The following is an 18,686-nucleotide window of genomic DNA, read 5'->3' on the forward strand; positions in this document are numbered from 1 at the left end:
CGAGTCGGACCGACGTAGAGCGACCCGAGAATCCGGTCCGCGTCAGAACTCGCCCGGTGCGCCCAGGCCCGTCAGCGCGCCGACCGGATCGAGGTCGGGGGTGCCGCGGGGCCACCAGTCGTCGTGGCCCGGCTCGGACTCGTAGGCGTACCACAGGCCGTTCCGGCCGAGGCGGAGCTGGGCGTCGCCGCGCGGGTGGGTGAGGTGGTTGCGCCAGGGGCGGAAGGCCGGGAGGTCGGCGGCCAGCAGCAGCGGCCGGGCCCGGTCGAACCGGCCCGCCGGGGGGTCCCAGGGTTCCTCGAGCACGCTGAGCGCCTCGAACCCGCCCTGCCGCCAGGCCGCGACGGCCCGCGCGAGGTCCGCCGGCGTACGACCGGTCGCGGAGGCGAGCGAGGAGTAGAGGGCACGGGTGGCGGCGGTGAGACCCGAACCGGGGCGGGCCGCCGCGATACGCACCGCGTCCTGCCAGAGCGTCAGCTCCGCGACGGGATCGCGGCCCGAGGTGAGCAGCGCGTGCGCGCGGGCGGCCGCGTCCGTGGCCAACTGATCCAGCGCGAACGGGTCCGGGCCGCCCGGCGCGCCCGGGTAGGTCGGCGGCTGCTCGGGATGCGCGGGCGGCGGCAGCGGGGCGGGGAGAGGCGGCAGCACGCGCCGTGCGACGGCGTCGCGGGCGCGCACGCCGGGCAGCGGTGCCGGTTCCCGCTCCTGGGCGGCGCGGGCCGCGCGGGCGGCGTTGCGCCGGGACAGCGCGTCCAGCAGCTCGCGTTCACCACGGCCGCGCAACAGCAGCAGGACGAACGGATCCTGGTCCAGCAGCCGCGCCATCTGATAGCAGAGCGCGGCCGCGTGCTTGCAGGGGTGGCCGAAGTCCGGGCAGCTGCAGTGCGGTTCGAGTTCGCCGGGACCGGGGAGCAGGTCGACACCGCAGTCCGCGAGCGACCGGGGCATCTCCTTGTCGAGCAGCGCGGCGATGTGTCCGGGGCGCTCGGCGGCCGCGTCGAGAAAGCGGTCCCAGTCGTCGTCGGCCAGCGTCCGCACGCGCACCTGGACGCGGTACGGCCGCGGGCGGCTGCCGTGCACATACGCGAGCACCAGGCCCGGGGTGACGGTGATGGCGTCGACGTACCCCTGCCCGGCATACGTCCGCCCGCGCGCCAGCCGCGCCGCGTCCAGCGCCCCTTCCTCCAACGCCCTGACCCATGCGTTGCCCCACCACGTCTCCGCGAACCCGTCGGCCTCCGGAACCCGCGCGGGGAAGCGCGGGAACGTACGGCGCAACTCACCGTCACGGCCGGGGGACGCCATGGAACGGGGAAGCCGCTCGGCGGGGACGGCGGCGGCTTGTCTGCCGGTGGTGCCGACCGGGGTGTGGGCGTCTGCCGGCGCGTGGTGAGCGGGGTGGGCCCTGCGCGGCTCGGGCGTCGCCTCGGGGGCGATCTCGGGGGCGGTCTCGGGGGCGGTCTCGCGGGCGGTCTCGGACGGCGTGGGCCGAGCGGTGAGGGACTCCGGGTGCGAGGCCGCCTCATCGTGGAGGAACGCCGGGTCGAGGGACCCTGGGTCGAGAGATCCTGGGCGGAGGGACCCGGGGGTGAAGGAGTCGGCGGCGAAGGAGTCGGTGGTGAAAGGCTCGGGGTCGCGAGATCCCGAGGTGAAGGAGTCGGTGGCCGCCCTGGTGTCGCTCTCGGCCGCGGGGTGCGCGAGTTCCCCGTGGCCCCGGTCACGAGTGGCCTCGCCGGTGGCGTCGGCGGGGTGCGCCGCCCCGGTGTCGGCGGGCTGCGCCGGGTGTCCGGTGACGGCGGCCACGTCGGGGGGCAGCTGGAAGGCACCCGCGAGCAGATCGCGCAGTTCCTGCGCCCGGGACTCCCGCTCCGTGTTCGCGGGGTCGACAGGACTCCGTCGCCCCCGGGAGCCGGTCGATGACGTCCTGGCGGACCGGCGCCGTGAGCCGACTCCCTTGCCCGAGGCTGCTGTCGCTCCTCCCCCGTCGCCCTCCGTCCTCTCCGTCCCCTCCGTCCGAACTCGCCTCGCCTCGTCCCGCGCGGCACGCAATGCCTCGCGGGCGATGTCACCAGGGCGTGCGCCTCCCGCGGTCCCCGTGCCGGAACGGCCGGCCGACGGAGGCTCCGTCCCTTCCTCGGGCTCCCGCCAGATCTCGGCGGAGTGGGAGAGGCGTGCAGGGCGCTGACCCGAGCCGGCCTCGGCAGCACCGCCGGATGCGGGAAGCGGCACATCGCCCACGTCACGCACACCACGCACGCGAGCACCGGCACCCGTATCGGGGTCGGTCTCGGCGTCGGGGTCGGTCTCGGCGTCGGTCTCGGGGTCGGAATCCGCATCGGCGTCGGTGTCCTCACCCGCGTACGAGTACGCGTCCGAACCTGCACTCTCGCCGCCCCGGACGCCGGTCCCGTCAGCGGCACCGGCACCGGCGGCCTTCGCTGCCGCGGTCGCCCGTCGCAGGGCCTCGCGGGCCGCGTCGCTCGGCCTGTTTCCCGGAGCGGGCGCCTCCTCGGGCACCGTGGGCGCCGTGGGGGAAGCGGGAGCCGAAGGCCGGGTGGACGAGATGGACGACGTACCCGTCACCGCTTCCCGCGCGGCGCGCGCACCCGCGTGCCCGTCAGCCGCCGGAGTCTCGCGCGCGTCCCGTCCGTCCCTCCCCTCACGCTCCTTCTCCCGGGCGGCACGCAACGCCCGACGAGCCTCGTCGGCCGGCCGGTCCCCGGTCACGGGACGTGGCCGGTCGGCGCCGTCGGCCCGCTCGCCGCTCCCGGCCTCCGAAGAGCGACGCTCCTCCCCCTCGGTGCCGCTCATGCCTGCCTCCGGAGCGATACGAGGTCCGACAGCTCGCGGTCGGTCAGTTCCGTCAGGGAAGCCTCGCCGGAGCCGAGGATCGCGTCGGCGAGGGCTCGCTTGGCTTCGAGCATCTCGGCGATGCGGTCCTCCACCGTGCCCTCGGTGATGAGGCGGTGGACCTGGATGGGCTGGGTCTGGCCGATGCGGTACGCGCGGTCGGTGGCCTGCTCCTCGACCGCGGGGTTCCACCAGCGGTCGAAGTGCACGACATGGCCCGCGCGGGTGAGGTTCAAGCCGGTGCCTGCGGCCTTGAGGGACAGCACGAGGACCGGGGTCGCCCCGCTCTGGAAGCGGTCCACCATGTGTTCGCGCTCGGCGACCGGTGTGCCGCCGTGCAGAAGCTCGACGGGGACGGCGCGGGCGGTCAGGTGCGCGGTGATGAGGCGGGCCATGCCCACGTACTGCGTGAAGACCAGTGCGGAGCCGTCCTCGGCGAGCAGTGTGTCCAACAGCTCGTCGAGCAGGGCCAGTTTGCCGGAGCGGGCGGAGGGGCCGTGCGCGGCGGCCTGCGCGTCCTCCTTCAGGAAGAGCGCCGGGTGGTTGCAGATCTGTTTGAGGGAGGTCAGGAGCTTGAGGACCAGTCCCCTGCGGGCGATGCCGTCGGTGGTCTCGATCGCCAGCAGGGACTCGCGGACGACCGCTTCGTAGAGCGAGGCCTGTTCCCGGGTCAGCGGGACGGGGTGGTCCGTCTCCGTCTTGGGCGGGAGTTCGGGGACGATTCCGGGGTCTGACTTCTTGCGGCGGAGCAGGAACGGGCGGATCAGCCGGGCCAGTCGGGCCACGGCCTCGTCGTCCTCGCCGTTCTCCACGGCGCGCGCGTGCCGGGCGCGGAAGGACTTGAGGGGGCCGAGCAGCCCCGGGGTCGTCCAGTCCAGCAGGGCCCACAGCTCGGAGAGGTTGTTCTCCACGGGTGTGCCGGTCAGTGCCACGCGCGCGGGGGCCGGGATCGTCCGCAGCGCCTTCGCCGTCGCCGAGTAGGGGTTCTTGACGTGCTGTGCCTCGTCGGCGACGACCATGCCCCAGGGCTGGTCGGCGAGGTGGGGGGCGGCCGACCGCATCGTGCCGTACGTGGTGAGGACGAAGCCGCCGTCGAGACCTTCGAGGGTGCGGTCGGGGCCGTGGAAGCGGCGCACCGGGACGCCGGGCGCGAAACGGGTGATCTCCCGCTGCCAGTTGCCGAGGAGCGACGCGGGGCAGATCACCAGGGTCGGTTCGCTGCGGGACCGCCGCAGGTGGAGCGCGATGAGCGTGACGGTCTTGCCGAGTCCCATGTCGTCGGCGAGGCAGCCGCCGAGCCCGAGGGAGGTCATGAGGTCCAGCCAGGCGAGGCCGCGGAGTTGGTAGTCCCGCAGGCGGGCATCCAGGCCGGGGGGCGGCTCGACGGGGGTCACGCCCGCCGTGAGGCGGTCGCGCAGCGCGGCCAGCGCGCCGACCGGCACCGCCTCGACCGTCTCGCCGTCGACCTCGGCGGTTCCGGTGAGCGCTACGGAGAGGGCGTCGACGGGGTCGAGCAGGCCCAGTTCGCGCTTGCGGGCCTTGCGGACGAGTGCCGGGTCGACCAGGACCCACTGGTCGCGCAGCCGGACGACCGGCCGGTGGGACTCGGCCAGGGCGTCCATCTCGGCCTCGCTGAGCGGATCTCCGCCGAGGGCCAACTGCCAGCGGAACTGGAGGAGTTCCTCGCTCTCGAAGAATCCGGTCCCGTCGGTCGCCGACCCCGGCGCGGGGCGCACCACCGCGGCGGCGCTCAGGTCGTGGGCCAGGTCCCGGGGCCAGTGCACGGCGACACCGGCGGCGCCGAGGCGGGTCGCCGCGACCCCGAGCAGATCCGACAGCTCCTCCTCGGAGAGGGCGAGCACATCGGGCGCGTCCTGTTCGGACAGGCGGTCCAGGGGTGGCCAGACCCGGGCGGCGCGACGGACGGCGAGGGCGGCGTCGACGCGCGCGCGGGGTCCGAAGACCTCGTCGGCGTCCCCGGCCCACAGGGCGGCGGCGTCGACGACGAGGGTGGGGTCGGCGAGGCTGTGCACCTGGACGACGGCGGCGCCCGCGCGGCGCGCTCCCTCGCCGTCGTCGAAGAGCTGGTGGGCGGACAGGTCCAGGCGCAGCGAGATCCGTACGCCCGCGTCCATGCCCGCGGCGACCTCGGCGGCCCAGTCGTGGGCGCCGGCCAGCCGCTGCGGCTCGCGCGCCGCGAAGGGTCTGCCGGAGGTGTACGGCGCGGCCGGGGTGCGTGGCAGTGTGTCGGCGACGGCGTCCAGGAAGGAGCGCATCAGGGCTTCCGGCTCGGGCAGCCGGACCGGTCCCTTGCCGGGCAGTGGTACGGCGTGTCCTTCGTACGGGAGGGCCGCGGCGACCGACCTCAGGTGGGCGATGTCGTCCTGGTCCAGCGGGCCGGCGCGCCAGGAGTCGAAGCCGTCGGGGGTCAGCCCGGGCAGCAGTCGCCCGCGCGCGACGAGGCGCAGCGCGTGCAGGGCGGCGGCACCCCAGCAGGCGGTGGCGGGATGCGCCGCGGGGTTCCGGCGGGCCCCCGCGAGCAGCGGCAGGGCTTCGCCGACGGAGAGCGTCAGGGCGGGCACGGTGCCCCTGCGGACTCCTGAGCCGTGCGGTCGTACGACCGTCAGTTCGGTGTGGTCGCGCGGGGACGCTCCCGCGCGGTGTGCGGCCGACGACGCGCCTTCGGGGTGCTCCCCCGTCGGCCCGCTCCCCCCGTGGTCCTCGGTGGGCAGTGGGTCGCCCTCCGGGTCCCAGAACGCGAACCGTCCCTCGCGGGGCAGCGGCGCGGGCAGGAAGACGGCGGCGAGCCGCACGGAGGGCGGCTCGCCGGGAAGCGGCCGCTCGGTGAGCTCCCGCGCCGAGGGATCCGCCGCGGACGCGGAGCGTGCCCGTGCCGGGAGCGCCCCCGTGGAACGCACCCGCTCGGCCATCACGTCCACCCCGTCCCGCATACGCCCGGTCACCTCCCGCCCCTCGGTCGAATCAGTTGTCTTCGACTCTACGGGCGGGGTCTGACAATCGGCTCCCACGGCCGTGCCGCGCGGGCGCGGGCCGTCCGGGGCGGGCCGGGTCACCCGCGCCTCGGGACGCGACCGGGGCGGGTGCGGGCTACGGGCTACGGGCTACGGGCTACGGGCTACGGGCTACGGGCTACGGGCTACGGGATCGTGCGCGAGACGACGTACACCATGGGGTGTCCGGGCTCGGAGCGGTTCACGACGATGTCCTGGGTGGGCGCGGGATCCTTCTGTTTGTGGACGAGTCCCCACCAGGGACCGGGTCCCGTGAACTCCCAGCCGACGACCTTCTGGTCGCGGCCGCTGATGGTGACGTCGCCCTTCTCCAGGGCGTCACGGCTGGTGCCGACGCCCGCGAGGAACTTGTCGAGACCCGCCTCGTTCGTGCCGAACTGGACGTACAGCCGGCTGGTCTTCCAGTTGTTCGTCTCGTAGTACGCGACGTCGGTGGACCTGCCCGGGATGGGCACCTGGTAGAGGCGGCGCTGGACGCGTGAGGGCCAGCCCGAGGTGAGGCCGGTCGCCGAGTACTTCTCCTCCTTGTCCTTGCCGCTGTCGCGGCTCTGGTTGGCGGAGATCACCAGGTAGCCGGCCGGTACGCCGATGAGCAGCACGATGATCAGCAGCGTCAGGGCGCGGCGGCGGACCTTGTGGCGCGGGTCCTCCGGCGGCCGCCGCGGCTCGTCCGGGGGCGACGCCTGGCGTGGCAGCGAGGCCGTCACAGCGACTCCTGGTTGGTGCGACGGGACTCGGCGTAGCGCTCGTACCGTTCGTAGCGCTCCACGCGGCGGCGCTTGGCGCGCCGGAAGCGGCGGGCGACCAGGCGTGCGAGGTCGGCGGCGCCGACCATGCCGGCCTCGGGGCCGAGCTGGGCGCGCGCGATCCGTGCCTCAGGGCGGTAGCCGCGGCCCGTGAGGTGCCGGCGGAAGGCCTCGCGCGCGGGGCCGATCAGCAGGTCGTCGGCCGCGCTGACACCGCCGCCGATGACGAAGCAGGAGGGGTCGAGGGCGGCTGCCAGGTTGGCGATGCCGACGCCGAGCCACTGCCCGATGTCCTGGAGGAGTTCGACGCACATGGCGTCCCCCTCGCGGGCCAGCTCGGTGATCATCGGGCCGGTGATCTCCCCGATGTTGCCCTTGACGTGCTCGATGATCCCGTACGCCACCGGGGAGTCGGCGGCGGCGAGCTCGCGGGCCTCGCGGACCAGCGCGTTGCCGGAGCTGTACTGCTCCCAGCAGCCGCGGTTGCCGCACGGGCAGCGGTGGCCGCCGGGCACGACCTGCATATGGCCGAACTCGCCGGCGACACCGAACTTGCCGCGCTTGACCTGGCCGTCCTCCAGGATCGCGCCGCCGATGCCGGTACCGAGCGTGATCATCACGAGGTGGTCCTCGCCGCGCCCGGCGCCGAAGCGCCACTCGGCCCAGGCGGCGGCGTTGGCGTCGTTGTCGACCAGGACGGGTACGGCGAGCCGCCCCGCGAGGCGGTCGCGCAGCGGCTCGTTGCGCCAGGACAGGTGGGGGGCGAACAGGATGCGGTTGCGCTCCGCGTCGACCCAGCCGGCCGCGCCGATGCCGACGGCGTGCACGTCGTGCCGGTCGGAGAGGTCCAGCACCAGTTCGACGATGGTGTCCTCGACGACCTTGGGGCTCTTGGACTTGTCCGGCGTCTCGGCGCGGACCTTCTCCAGGATGTTGCCGTCGGCGTCCACGACGCCCGCCATCACCTTCGTGCCGCCGATGTCGATGCCGACGGTGGGGACGCGGGGTGCCGTCAGATGGGAACGGCGCTCGCGTGTCCCCACGGTCCGCAGGACGGTGGCCCGCGCGGAGTCGATGGGGGTGCCCCCCGCTCGAGCGGAGCCGAGAGCTCGGGGGAGCGCGAGGTCGCGGTAGGTGCTCATCGCGCCGATTCTGCCCTACGCCGCACCGGGGCCGCACCGTGGAAGCGCGGGGACGCGCGTGACCCGTGTGCCGCCCGTGGCCGGTCCCGGCCGGTCGCGGGAGCCGTACGGGTCACGGCACGGCCCTCCTCACACGGCGCGGTTCTCCAGTTCGTGCCGCAGGTCGTCCAGCTCGCTTCCGCCCGCCATCTGGCGCGTCAGCTCGTCCAGCGTGATCCCGTCCCGGGTGTAGCTGCCCGACATGGTTCCGCGCTTCAGCAGGACGAAACGGTCGCCCACCAGGTACGCGTGATGCGGATTGTGGGTGATGAACACGACACCCAGTCCGGCGTCCCGTGCGGCGGCCACATATTTGAGGACCACACCGGACTGCTTCACGCCGAGGGCGGCGGTGGGCTCGTCGAGGACCAGGACCTTGGCGCCGAAATGGACGGCGCGGGCGATCGCCACGCACTGCCGCTCACCTCCGGAGAGGGTGCCGATCGGCTGGTCGACGTCACGGAGGTCGATGCCCATGCGCAGGAGTTCCGCGTGGGTCGTCCGCCGCATGAGGTCGACGTCCAGGTGCTTGAACGGGCCGAAACCCTTGCGCGGCTCGGAGCCGAGGAAGAAGTTCCGCCAGACCGGCATCAGCGGGACGACGGCGAGGTCCTGGTAGACGGTGGCGATGCCTCGGTCCAGGGCCTCGCGCGGGGACGACAGCCGGGTCTCCTCGCCCTCGATGCGCAGCGTGCCCGCGTCGTGCTGGTGCCGACCCGCGATGATCTTGATGAGGGTGGACTTGCCCGCGCCGTTGTCGCCGAGCACGCAGGTGATCTCCCCGGCGCGGACCTCCAGCGAGACACCTTCGAGGGCGCGGATGTTGCCGTAGTACTTGCTGACGTCGTCGAGCTCGACGAGCGGCGTGCCGTCCGTGGCGGCGGATTCCTCGGCCGTGTTCGTGTCCGTCGTCACTTCGTCGCCTCCGCGCGCTTGCGGACCCAGTGGTTGAGCAGGGTCGCGAGGAGCAGCATCACTCCCAGGAAGAACTTGAACCAGTCCGGGTTCCACTCGGCGAACACGATGCCCTTGCTGACCATGCCGAAGATCAGCGCGCCGACGGCCGCGCCGACCGCGGAGCCGTAGCCGCCGGTGATCAGACAGCCGCCGATGACGGCCGCGATGATGTAGATCAGTTCGTTGCCGACACCCTCGCCCGACTGCACGACGTCGAACGAGAACAGCAGGTGCTGGCCGGAGATCCAGGCGCCGAGGGCGACGCCCATGTAGAGGCCGATCTTGGTCCTGTCGACCGGGACGCCGACCGCGCGGGCCGCTTCCTCGCCGCCGCCGACGGCGTAGATCCAGTTGCCGACGCGGGTGCGCAGCAGGATCCAGGTGGCCACGGCGACCAGGACGAGCCACCACAGGATGGTGATCTTGAAGTCGACGCCGCCGATGGTGATCGTCGAGGCGAAGACGTCCTTGGCGGAGGAGAAGCCCTCCATGTCGGAGATCGACTTGGTGGAGACCGTGCCGCTGATCAGCTTGGTGAAACCGAGGTTCATGCCGGTCAGCATCAGGAAGGTACCGAGCGTGATGATGAAGCTCGGCGGGTCGGTGCGGGTCAGCATCACGCCGTTGAAGACGCCGATCGCGAGGGTGACGAAGAGCGAGACGACCACGCCGACCCAGACGTTCGCCGTCATCTGGTAGCTGAACATCGACGAGATCAGCGCGGAACTGGTCACCATGACGCCCGCGGAGAGGTCGAACTCGCCGCCGATCATCAGCAGCGCGACCGGGACGGCCATGATGCCGATGACCGACGCCGCGTAAAGGACGGTGCTGAGGCTCGCGGTCCGTACGAAGCTGTCCGCGAAGATCGAGAAGAAGAGGAAGACCGCGACCGCGCCGACCACGGAGCCGAGCTCGGGGCGGCTCATCAGCTTGCGCAGGGGCGAGGTCTTCAGGAGCCGCTCGTCAGTCTCGGGGCCCGGCGTCGGGGCGGGTGCCGTGGCGGTCATCGGGTCCCCCGGTCCGCGTACTGCTCCAGCTCGGAGGCCTGGTCCTTGGTGATGATCTGCGGTCCGGTGAGGACGGGCTTGCCGCCGCCGAGGACGTCCGCGTTGTACTTGTAGAGCCAGAGCAGGTCCACGGCCTCGTAGCCCTGGAGGTAGGGCTGCTGATCGACGGCGAAGCCGAGGGTGCCGTCCTTGAGTCCGGCTGCCACCTTGGCGTTCAGGTCGAAGGTGTCGATCTCGGCCTTGCTGCCCGCGTCCGCCTTGGCCTTGACCGCGGTGTCCGCGAACGGCGCGCCGAGCGTGACGACCGAGTCGATGGACCCGTCGGCCTGGAGCTTGGCGCCGATGGACGACTGCACGTCGGGCATGCTGGTGCCCTGGACGTAGAGGTTCTGCACGGTGCCGTCGAACGTCTTCTTGACGCCGGCGCAGCGCTGCTCGTGGCCGACGTTGCCCTGCTCGTGCAGGACGCACAGGGCCTTCTTGCGGCCCCGCTTGTTCAGCTCCTCGCCGACCGCCTCACCGGCGATCGTCTCGTCCTGGCCGATGTGGGTGAGCGCGCCGAAGGCCTTCGACTCCTCGGAGCCGGAGTTCACCGTGATCACCGGGATGCCGGCCTCACGGGCACGCGCGACCGCGGCCTTCATCGCGTCGGGCTTGGCCAGCGAGACGATGATGCCGTCGACCTTCTTGTCGACCGCGGCGTCCACGAGCTGCGCCTGCTGCTGCGCCTCGTCGTCGTGCGAGTACAGGAAGTTGATGTTGTCCTTGTCGGCGGCCTGCTGGGCGCCCTTCTGCACGATGTCCCAGAAGGTGTCGCCATCGCCCGAGTGGGTGATCATCGCGAAGGTCCACCTGGGGGTGTCCACCGCGGCCCTGCCATGGGCCTCCGCCGCCTTGCGGGCGTCCTCGGCCCGCTTCCCGCCGGTGCTGCTGCATCCCGCGAGGGACACCGTCAGCGCCCCTGCCAGCGCGATGGTCACCCAGGTCCGAGTCCGTGCCACGAGGCCTTGCCCTTCTTGCCGTGCTCCTTGGTGTGCCGGGCCAAGCGGACCGGCCCGGGGGCCCTTCCGCGGGCCCTTCGGGGCCGGTGTCGAACCGGCCCAAACGACCAAGTATCGATCACGGGGATCATCCACCCGACCAGCGGGTCCCGCGCGCGGTGCGCTTCAGGGGCGCGGCGGGGCCGCTCGGGCGGGGTCGCCGGAGGCGCTCGGAGAGCTGCGCAGGAGCCCGTCAGGAACCGGGGAACCAGCCGCCGCGCCGGTCGCCGTCCGCGGCACGGCGCTCGCCGGGCGAGCGGGTCACGGCCGTACGAGGAGCTGGAACTCGAAGGAGTAGCGCGAGGCGCGGTAGATGTGGGAGCCGAACTCGACGGCGCGGCCGGTGTCGTCGAAGGTGGTGCGCTGCATGGTGAGGAGGGGAGCCCCGACCGGTTCGCCGAGCCGTTCGCCCTCCTCCGCGCTGGCCGCGCGGGCACCGACGGACTGGCGGGCGCTGTGCAGGGTGATCCCGGCGCCCCGCATCAGCCGGTACAGGCCGGTGGTCTCCATCCGGTCGCTGTCGAGTTCCAGCAGGCCGGGGGGCAGGACGTTGCAGAGGTACGCCATCGGCTCACCGTGCGCGAGACGGAGCCGCTCGACACGGTGGACCTCGCTGTCCTCGGCCACCCCGAGGGCGGCGGCGATCTCGGTGGACGCCGGTTCGACGGTGTTGACGACCACCTGGGTCGCGGGGCGCTGGCCCGCCGATTCCAGGTCGTCGTAGAGGCTGCTGAGTTCCAGGGGGCGCTTGACCTGGCTGTGCACGACCTGGGTGCCGACGCCGCGGCGCCGGACGAGCAGGCCCTTGTCGACGAGGGACTGGATGGCCTGGCGGACCGTGGGGCGGGACAGGCCGAGCCGCGCGGCGAGCTCGATCTCGTTGCCGAGCAGGCTACCCGGGGTCAGTGCTCCGTGCTCGATGGCGGCCTCGAGTTGCTGCGACAGCTGGAAGTACAGCGGGACCGGGCTGCTGCGGTCGACGCTGAGCTGGAGCGACACGGTCGGATCCACATCTGGTTTGGGCACGGCCCGAGCGTAGCTCCGGGAGATGTTGACGGGAAGTTGTGAAGTTCGATTGTCCGGACAAAGCATTGACAGCACGCCGGGTCGGCCCTCACTTTGTTCCCATGCGCATCGGACTCATCGGAGCGGGTCGTATCGGTACATTTCATGCGACCACTCTCAGCCGTCACCGTGAGGTCGGCGGCTCCCTCATCGTCACGGACGCGGACCCCGCACGGGCTCAGCGACTGGCGGACCGGCTGGGCGCGACAGCGGCGCCCAGCGTGAACGAGATCTTCACCTGGGGCGTGGACGCGGTGGTCATCACCGCCGCCACCTCGGCCCACGCCGAACTGATCGGTCGGGCAGCACGCTCCGGGCTCCCGGTCTTCTGCGAGAAGCCCATAGCGCTCGATCTGGCGGGCACGTTGGCCGCGCTCGCCGAGGTAGACGCCGCCGGAACGGTTCTGCAGATGGGATTCCAGCGCCGCTTCGACGTGGGCTACACGGTCGCACGCGAGGCGGTGCGGTCGGGCCGGCTCGGCCGGCTGCACACCGTACGCGCGATGACGTCCGACCAGTCGCCGCCCCCGGCCGCATACCTCCCGCTCTCCGGAGGGCTCTACCGCGACTGTCTGATCCACGACTTCGACATGCTGCGCTGGGTCACCGGCCGCGAGGTCGTCCAGGTCTACGCGGCCGGCTCCGACGCCGGACCCGCGATGTTCCGCGAGGCGGGCGACATCGACACCGGCGCGGCCGTCCTCACCTTCGACGACGGCATGCTCGCGACGGCGACGGCCACCCGGGTGAACGGCGCGGGCTACGACGTCCGCATGGAGCTCTCCGGCGAACTGGACCAGATCACCGTCGGCCTGGACGACCGCACGCCGATCGCCTCGACCGAACCCGCCGGACCGCCGCCCGCGGACAAGCCGTGGACGGGCTTCCTGGAACGCTTCGGCCCCGCGTACGAGGCGGAGCTCGCCGCCTTCGTCGAGGTGGTCCGCGGTGAGCGCCCGAACCCCTGCGACGGCCGCGAGGCACTGGAGGCGCTGCGCATCGCCGAGGCCTGCGAACTGTCGCGGCGCGAGCGACGCGCGGTCTCAACGGCGGAGATCCCGGGCGGCCGGGACTGAGACAGGCGCGCATCGCGCGTGGAAGCGCCGGCGTCGGCCGGTTCACGAGCCCCCGGCGGCCGTGCGGTCGCTCAGCCGAGCAGCCGCACGGCCGGGCTCTCCCGGTCGACGCCGAGCAGCCGGTCGCAGTGCTCGCACGTCAGCCGGTACGGCCGCACCAGGTTGGTCTGGATGCTGCCGGTGCCCGACTCCTTCGCGTCCGGACAGAAATAGGCGAGGCGCAGCCGCACCCAGGGGTGGCTGGTGGGCGCGGCGGCCTTGATGCCGTCGCGGGTGTCGGTGAAAGGAGCCCACCAGAAGTCGACCAGCGCCCGGACCGCCAGCCGCTCCGGGCCGCTCGTCGTGTCGAACCCCGCGAGCCTGGCGGCGGTGCGGTGGCGCTTGAATCCGCTGCGGCTTCCGGAGCACAGCGCCTGCTCGGCCCCGCGGTCGAACACCGTCGTCCGCCCGGTCCGCTCACAGATGAAGCAGTCCAGGCTGAACTCCAACTGGGAACGCCAGTAGAGCCGGTGGGAGTCCTCCAGGCCGGTCAGCTCCGCGGTGATCTCCGCCGTACGCAGCACGGTCGACGCTCCTCACCCGGCACCGGGCCGCTCACCAGCGCACCGGCATACGGCGCACGCCTCGCATCAGCATGCCGGGCAGCCATCCGCTCGGCGGTCCGTCGAGCGCCAGGTCCGGGCACCGCTCCAGCAGGGAGCGGAGCGCCACGTGGGCTTCGATCCGGGCCAGCGGCGCGCCCAGACAGTAATGGATGCCGTGCCCGAAGGCGAGGTGGCCACGGGCCTCGCGCCGGATGTCGAAGCGGTCGGGCGCCGGATAGCGCACGCCGTCACGGTCCGCCGCGGTGAGACCGATCATCACCGCTTCACCGGAGGCGATCGCCGTGCCGCCGATATCGAGCGGCTCCGCGGCGTAACGGAAGGTCGCGTTCTCCACCGGTCCCTCATAGCGCAGCGTCTCCTCGACGGTGGCGTCGAGCAGCGTCATGTCGGCGCGCAGCGCGGCGAGTTGGTCGGGATGGCCGAGCAGGGCCCGGACCGCTCCGGAGATGAGGTTGACCGTCGTCTCGTGCCCGGCGATCAGGAGCACGAACGCCATGCCGCGCAACTCCTGCGGCGAGAGCCGGTCCCCGTCCTCCGCGGTGGCGCGGATGAGGCCGCCGAGCAGGTCGTCCGCGGGACCCGCGCTCCGTTTGTCCTCGATCAAGTCGCCCAGATAGGCGGCGAGTTGAACGAAGGCCGCGTGCTCGCTCCCGGCACTGGTGGGCGCGACCGCCTCCGTGGACATCGCGCGGAAGGCCGCCCGGTCCACCTCGGGCACCCCGAGCAGCTCGCAGATGACCGTCAGTGGGAGCGGATAGGCGAACGACTCGACGAGGTCGGCGCGTCCACGCGGGAGCATCGCGTCGAGCAGCTCGTCGGTGATCTCCTGGACCCGTGGGCGCAGCGCCGCCACCCGCCGAGGAGTGAACTCACGCGCGATCAGCGCCCGCAGCCGGGTGTGCCGCGGCGGGTCGGCGACCAGCAGATGCTTGCCGATCAGCTCCTCGTCGAGGAACGTGACCCCGATCTTCTCCGCGTCCTTGGCCAGCCGCGGGTCGGCGAGCGCGGCCCGAGCCTCCTCGTACCCGACGACGAGCCAGGTCTCGTACTGCGCGTCCGGCGACGGCAGGCGCACCCGGTGCACCGGACCGAGCGCGCGCAACTCGGCGTAGACCGGGTGCGGGTCCTCGGTGAACCGCGCCCCGTACTCCCCCAGATCGATCACGACTCCGCCTCTCGTCCCACCGCTCAACGCGCGAGTGCCGCGATCAGTGCCCGTCCTCCTCCAACAGCCCGGCGTCGTACGCCAACAGGGCGATCTGCACACGGTTGTTGAGATCCAGCTTGGCCAGGATCCGCGAGACGTGCGTCTTGACCGTGGCGACACTCATGAACAGTTCGCCGGCGATCTCCGCGTTCGAACTCCCCCGTCCGACGGCCACGGCGACCTCGCGCTCCCGCTCGTTCAGTACAGCCACCCGTGAACGCGCCCCGGACCTGCGGGTGTCGAGGGCGGAACCCGCGGCGTGTTCCATCAACTGGCGGGTGACGGTGGGCGACAGCACCGGATCTCCGGCCGCGACCCGGCGTACCGCCGCCAGGATCTCCGCGGGCGGGGTGTCCTTGAGAACGAAACCGGCCGCGCCCGCCCGCAGCGCGCGCAGCACCTGGTCGTCGGCGTGAAAGGTCGTCAGGACCACGACCTGGGGCGCCTCTTCGCGTCCGCGCAACCGCTCGGTGGCCGTCAGCCCGTCGACGTTCGGCATCCTGATGTCCATCAGGACGACATCGGGCCGGGTGCGGTCGACGAGCGCCTCCACCTCGCCACCGTCCGCGGCCTCACCGACGATCTCGACGTCCTCGGCGCCGCCCATCATGAGGGACAGCCCCGCTCTCACCAAGGGGTCGTCATCGACGAGCAGCACACGAATCGCAGTCATGGCACCCACCTAACCAGCTCCCCAAGCAGCCCATAGCCCCCTCCACCCCTACCCGACCCACACCTGGGGCTCCGCCCCAGACCCCGCTCCTCAAACGCCGGAGGGGCTGAAATTGAAATTTCCCCTCGCCTGGATCTGAAACTGGGGAAACGCGCCCGCAGCCGATAAAGCACTAGTGGGGCACGCCCAAGCTCCCGCGCACCGCAGCCGTCCACGCACGGGAGGGGCCGTGCCGGTACATCCCTATGTCCGTCGCTTACGTTCGGATCGAGCGGCGGCTCCCGTTCAGAACTCACGTCTGATCCAGTGGCGACGGACTGGGATGTACCGGCACGGCCCCGACCCACCCACCGGACCCGACCCGACCCGACCCGGAGACGCCAGCGCGAGCGACCCCTCACCGCCCCCACGGCAACCAGGCCCGAACCCGAAACCCCCCGTCCCCCACCACCCCGTGCTCAAGCCGCCCACCCGCCAGAGTCGCCCGCTCCGTCAACCCGATCAGCCCCTGCCCGGACCCCGGCACCTTCGGCACCTCGCCCGGCGGCGCGGGATTGGCGACGGTCACGGTCAGCCCGTCCCCGGCAGCCCCCCGCACCGTCACCGTGACCTCCGCCCCGGGCGCGTGCTTGCGGGCATTGGTCAGCCCTTCCTGCGCGATGCGGTACGCGGTGCGGCCGACGGACGCGGGCACGGCGGCCGGGTCGGCGACACCGTTGTCGAGAACGACCTTCGTACCGGCGGCGCGCGACTCGGCGACCAGCCCGTCGAGCGCCGCGAGCGTCGGCTGCGGCCGCCCCGCGTCGTCGGAGTCCCCGGCCCGCAGCACCCCGATGATCTCGCGCAGATCCTGCAGTGCCTCGTGTGCGCTCTCCCGGATGACCCCCGCGGCCCGGGCGACCTCCTCCCGGGGCGCGTCGGGCCGGAACTCCAACGCCCCCGCGTGCACGCTCAGCAGCGTGAGCCGGTGCGCGAGCACGTCGTGCATCTCGCGCGCGATCGCCTCCCGGGCCAGCCGCTGCGCCTGCTCGGCCCGCAGCGCCGCCTCGGTCTCGGCCCGCCGCGCCCGGTCCCGCAGACTCAGCATGAGCTGCCGCTTGGACCGGACGAACATGCCCCAGCCGACCAACGCCGAGGTGAGCAGCGCGGTGACAGCGACGGCGGCGGGGTACGGCAGGTCCGGGTCGGGCCGCAGCCAGAAGAACGCCGGGAGCAGCGCGAGCTGGACGCCGGCGACGCAGGCCACGTAGCGGAAGGGCCGGTGCACGGCGAGGGTGAAGAGGGCGACCAGGCCCGCACCGCCCGCCGTGTTCGAGACCAGCCCGACCGGGATCATGGCGACGGCGAGCCCCAGCGGCCAGCGTCGGCGCAGCCAGACCGCCGCGCAGGCGAGCGCGCCGATCCACTGGTCGGCGACGGCGAGGCCGTGCGGGGTGTTCGGGTCGTCGGTCAGGGTGTTCGCGGCCGCGAGTCCGACGGCGATGGCCAGCAGGAAGAGGCCGAAGTCGACGACCCAGTCGCGCAGGGTGCGCCTCGGCCGTCCGGAGCGCCCCGCTCGCTCGGCGTCGGGGTCGAGTTCCGCGGCCACGGCCGACGGCAGCAGCCAGCGTCGGCCCGGCAGGGTCGACGCGGGAACGTCACGGGGCGCGGACGCCGGATTGTCACCACTCACGGTCGACAAATCTACGCAGCCGAACCCGCCGCCACCTCCCCGCGAGCACCGTCACCGACCAAAGTCGACCCACTTCAGACTTTCGTCGGGCGGAGGGCGTTGCACCCTGCGACTTCGGTCGGACAGGCCTCGCCCCGCGGCCGATGTGCCTGGGGGGTCCGCGGGGCGAGGGTCGTCCCATGAAGCAGATTCTGGAGGTGCTCGGATTCGTCGCCCTCGTTCAGGGCGTCCTCGGCCTGGTCCAGGAGATCACCGGCCGACTGCACGGGTGGGGACTCGTGCAGCGGCTCGGTCTCCTCGACGGTCACGAGATCTACGCGAGCGCCGTACTCCTGGTGCTGGCGTTCGCCCTGTTCGCGGCCGCGGAGAGCCAGAAGCCCGGCTGAGCTCGGCCCGGGCTCCCGGCGGCCCCGCCCACCGGCCGATCAGCAACCGAAGTTGATCAGCCGGAACGTGACGTAGTGGTCCGAGGTGTAGTAGTCCTCCAGGGTCTTCTTGCCGGTCACGATGCGACGGGCGCCACGCGTCGAGGAGCCGGGCGTCTTGACCGTGTATTCGTGGTAGTACCCGGTGGACTGGGAGGGCAGAACACCCTCCCGGTTCTGGAAGACCGCCCCGTCCTGCGAGTACGGGAAGGGGCCTCCCGAGTCGATCAGATCCAGGGTGTCGTACGCCTGGGACGGCAGCGCGCTGTAGCAGATGCTGCCGACGGCGGTCGCCGCCGCGTTGGCCGGAACCACGGCGGTGCCGCCGACGAGCAGGGCGGACATGAGGGCCACGAGGGCACCGATGCGAGTGGTACGTGGGGGGAATCTCATGAACCTAGGATGACGCGCGTAGAGCATGACATGTCAATGTCAAGGAACTTGATTTCTCCCGCCAAGTCCGATGATTTATCCGGGAGTTAACCTGTCGCGACACGGCTAGTAGCTGCCGTACGTCGGCCGGCCTTCGCGCTCGTAGGTGTTGATGGCGACGCCCGCACCGGTCGTGGTGCCACCGGCGCGCCGGAACGCGGTGGGGAGGGCGCCCTCGGCGAAGAGGCGGCGGCCCGCGCCCAGCACGACGGGGAAGGTGATCAGGTGCAGGGTGTCGACCAGGTCGAGCGCGAACAAGGACTGGGCGAGCGCGGCGCTGCCGTGGACCTGGAGCTCGCCCTCGGTGCGCTCCTTGAGCGCGGCGACCTCTTCGCCGAGGTCACCGGTGATCACGGTCGTGTTCTCCCAGGCGGGCTGCGTGAGCGTCGAGGAGGGGACGTACTTGGGCAGGCCGTTCAGCTTGGAGGCGATCGGGTCGGCCGGGTCGGTGATCTTCGTCCAGTAGCCCGCGAAGATCTCATACGTCCGCCTGCCCAGCAGAAAGGCGTCCACGCGGGAGAACACGTCGGTGACGAAGCGTCCGAAGTCCTCGTCGCCGTAGGGGACGCTCCAGCCGCCCTGCTCGAAGCCGCCGCTCCGGTCCTCCTCGGGACCGCCCGGCGCCTGGTGGACTCCGTCGAGCGTGACGAAGGCGGTAACACTGAGCTTGCCCATGACGGTGCCTGCTTCCTTCCGGTGGGGTCTGCTGTCATCA

General features: G+C 72.3%; 16 protein-coding genes. 2 read left to right on the plus strand and 14 right to left on the minus strand.

Features of this window, described 5'->3' with window-relative positions; translation table 11 throughout:
• Positions 1-42 precede the first annotated feature (42 nt).
• The 8 genes from ACFWBT_RS13285 to ACFWBT_RS13320 form a co-directional block, all read right to left on the minus strand.
• Positions 43-2,811 carry an SWIM zinc finger family protein gene (locus tag ACFWBT_RS13285; protein WP_385699071.1) on the minus strand — a complete coding sequence of 923 codons (2,769 nt, stop codon included), beginning with the start codon at positions 2,809-2,811 and terminating at the stop codon, positions 43-45.
• Positions 2,808-5,801 (minus strand): DEAD/DEAH box helicase, encoded by a 2,994-nt coding sequence (locus tag ACFWBT_RS13290; RefSeq protein WP_385699074.1) that lies wholly within the window; start codon positions 5,799-5,801, stop codon positions 2,808-2,810. The genes ACFWBT_RS13285 and ACFWBT_RS13290 overlap by 4 nt, the downstream gene beginning before the upstream one ends.
• Positions 5,802-6,007: 206 nt before the next feature.
• The gene (locus ACFWBT_RS13295; RefSeq protein WP_385699077.1) at positions 6,008-6,589 is read right to left on the minus strand and encodes a sugar kinase; all 582 of its coding nucleotides are present in this window, start codon (positions 6,587-6,589) and stop codon (positions 6,008-6,010) included.
• Complete coding sequence (locus ACFWBT_RS13300) at positions 6,586-7,770, minus strand: ROK family glucokinase (RefSeq protein WP_385699079.1); 1,185 nt, start codon at positions 7,768-7,770, stop codon at positions 6,586-6,588. Before ACFWBT_RS13300 ends, ACFWBT_RS13295 begins: the two co-directional genes overlap by 4 nt.
• Before the next feature lie 129 nt (positions 7,771-7,899).
• Positions 7,900-8,724, minus strand: a complete 825-nt coding sequence (locus tag ACFWBT_RS13305; protein WP_385699081.1) for an ATP-binding cassette domain-containing protein — start codon at positions 8,722-8,724, stop codon at positions 7,900-7,902.
• Positions 8,721-9,776, minus strand: coding sequence for an ABC transporter permease (locus tag ACFWBT_RS13310; protein ID WP_385699084.1), 1,056 nt, complete (start codon positions 9,774-9,776; stop codon positions 8,721-8,723). Before ACFWBT_RS13310 ends, ACFWBT_RS13305 begins: the two co-directional genes overlap by 4 nt.
• Positions 9,773-10,777, minus strand: coding sequence for a sugar ABC transporter substrate-binding protein (locus ACFWBT_RS13315; protein WP_385699086.1), 1,005 nt, complete (start codon positions 10,775-10,777; stop codon positions 9,773-9,775). The genes ACFWBT_RS13310 and ACFWBT_RS13315 overlap by 4 nt, the downstream gene beginning before the upstream one ends.
• 300 nt (positions 10,778-11,077) lie before the next feature.
• A complete protein-coding gene (locus ACFWBT_RS13320) occupies positions 11,078-11,815 on the minus strand; it encodes a GntR family transcriptional regulator (RefSeq protein WP_385699147.1) in 738 nt (245 codons plus the stop codon).
• A 128-nt stretch (positions 11,816-11,943) separates the two neighbouring features.
• On the opposite strand from ACFWBT_RS13320, the gene ACFWBT_RS13325 reads away from it, so the two are divergent.
• A complete protein-coding gene (locus ACFWBT_RS13325) occupies positions 11,944-12,957 on the plus strand; it encodes a Gfo/Idh/MocA family oxidoreductase (protein WP_385699088.1) in 1,014 nt (337 codons plus the stop codon).
• Between the two features lie 71 nt (positions 12,958-13,028).
• Here the strand turns inward: ACFWBT_RS13325 and ACFWBT_RS13330 are convergent, their stop codons facing one another.
• The 4 genes from ACFWBT_RS13330 to ACFWBT_RS13345 all read right to left on the minus strand — a co-directional run bounded on the left by ACFWBT_RS13330 (position 13,029) and on the right by ACFWBT_RS13345 (position 17,114).
• Complete coding sequence (locus tag ACFWBT_RS13330; RefSeq protein ID WP_385699090.1) at positions 13,029-13,520, minus strand: hypothetical protein; 492 nt, start codon at positions 13,518-13,520, stop codon at positions 13,029-13,031.
• Between the two features lie 31 nt (positions 13,521-13,551).
• Positions 13,552-14,727, minus strand: a complete 1,176-nt coding sequence (locus ACFWBT_RS13335) for a cytochrome P450 (RefSeq protein WP_385699092.1) — start codon at positions 14,725-14,727, stop codon at positions 13,552-13,554.
• A 43-nt stretch (positions 14,728-14,770) separates the two neighbouring features.
• Positions 14,771-15,442 (minus strand): response regulator, encoded by a 672-nt coding sequence (locus ACFWBT_RS13340; RefSeq protein ID WP_385699093.1) that lies wholly within the window; start codon positions 15,440-15,442, stop codon positions 14,771-14,773.
• A gap of 397 nt (positions 15,443-15,839) precedes the next feature.
• On the minus strand, positions 15,840-17,114 hold the full coding sequence (locus tag ACFWBT_RS13345; RefSeq protein WP_385699096.1) for a sensor histidine kinase: 1,275 nt from the start codon (positions 17,112-17,114) through the stop codon (positions 15,840-15,842).
• A gap of 179 nt (positions 17,115-17,293) precedes the next feature.
• On the opposite strand from ACFWBT_RS13345, the gene ACFWBT_RS13350 reads away from it, so the two are divergent.
• Positions 17,294-17,500, plus strand: coding sequence for a hypothetical protein (locus ACFWBT_RS13350; RefSeq protein WP_385699098.1), 207 nt, complete (start codon positions 17,294-17,296; stop codon positions 17,498-17,500).
• Positions 17,501-17,539: 39 nt separating this feature from the next.
• Here the strand turns inward: ACFWBT_RS13350 and ACFWBT_RS13355 are convergent, their stop codons facing one another.
• Both ACFWBT_RS13355 and ACFWBT_RS13360 read right to left on the minus strand, forming a co-directional pair.
• Positions 17,540-17,932 (minus strand): ribonuclease domain-containing protein, encoded by a 393-nt coding sequence (locus ACFWBT_RS13355; RefSeq protein ID WP_385699100.1) that lies wholly within the window; start codon positions 17,930-17,932, stop codon positions 17,540-17,542.
• A gap of 105 nt (positions 17,933-18,037) precedes the next feature.
• Positions 18,038-18,646, minus strand: coding sequence for a dihydrofolate reductase family protein (locus tag ACFWBT_RS13360; RefSeq protein WP_385699103.1), 609 nt, complete (start codon positions 18,644-18,646; stop codon positions 18,038-18,040).
• Positions 18,647-18,686 lie beyond the last annotated feature (40 nt).

Origin of the sequence: Streptomyces sp. NPDC060027 (genome assembly GCF_042737005.1) — a bacterium.
GTDB lineage: Bacteria > Actinomycetota > Actinomycetes > Streptomycetales > Streptomycetaceae > Streptomyces.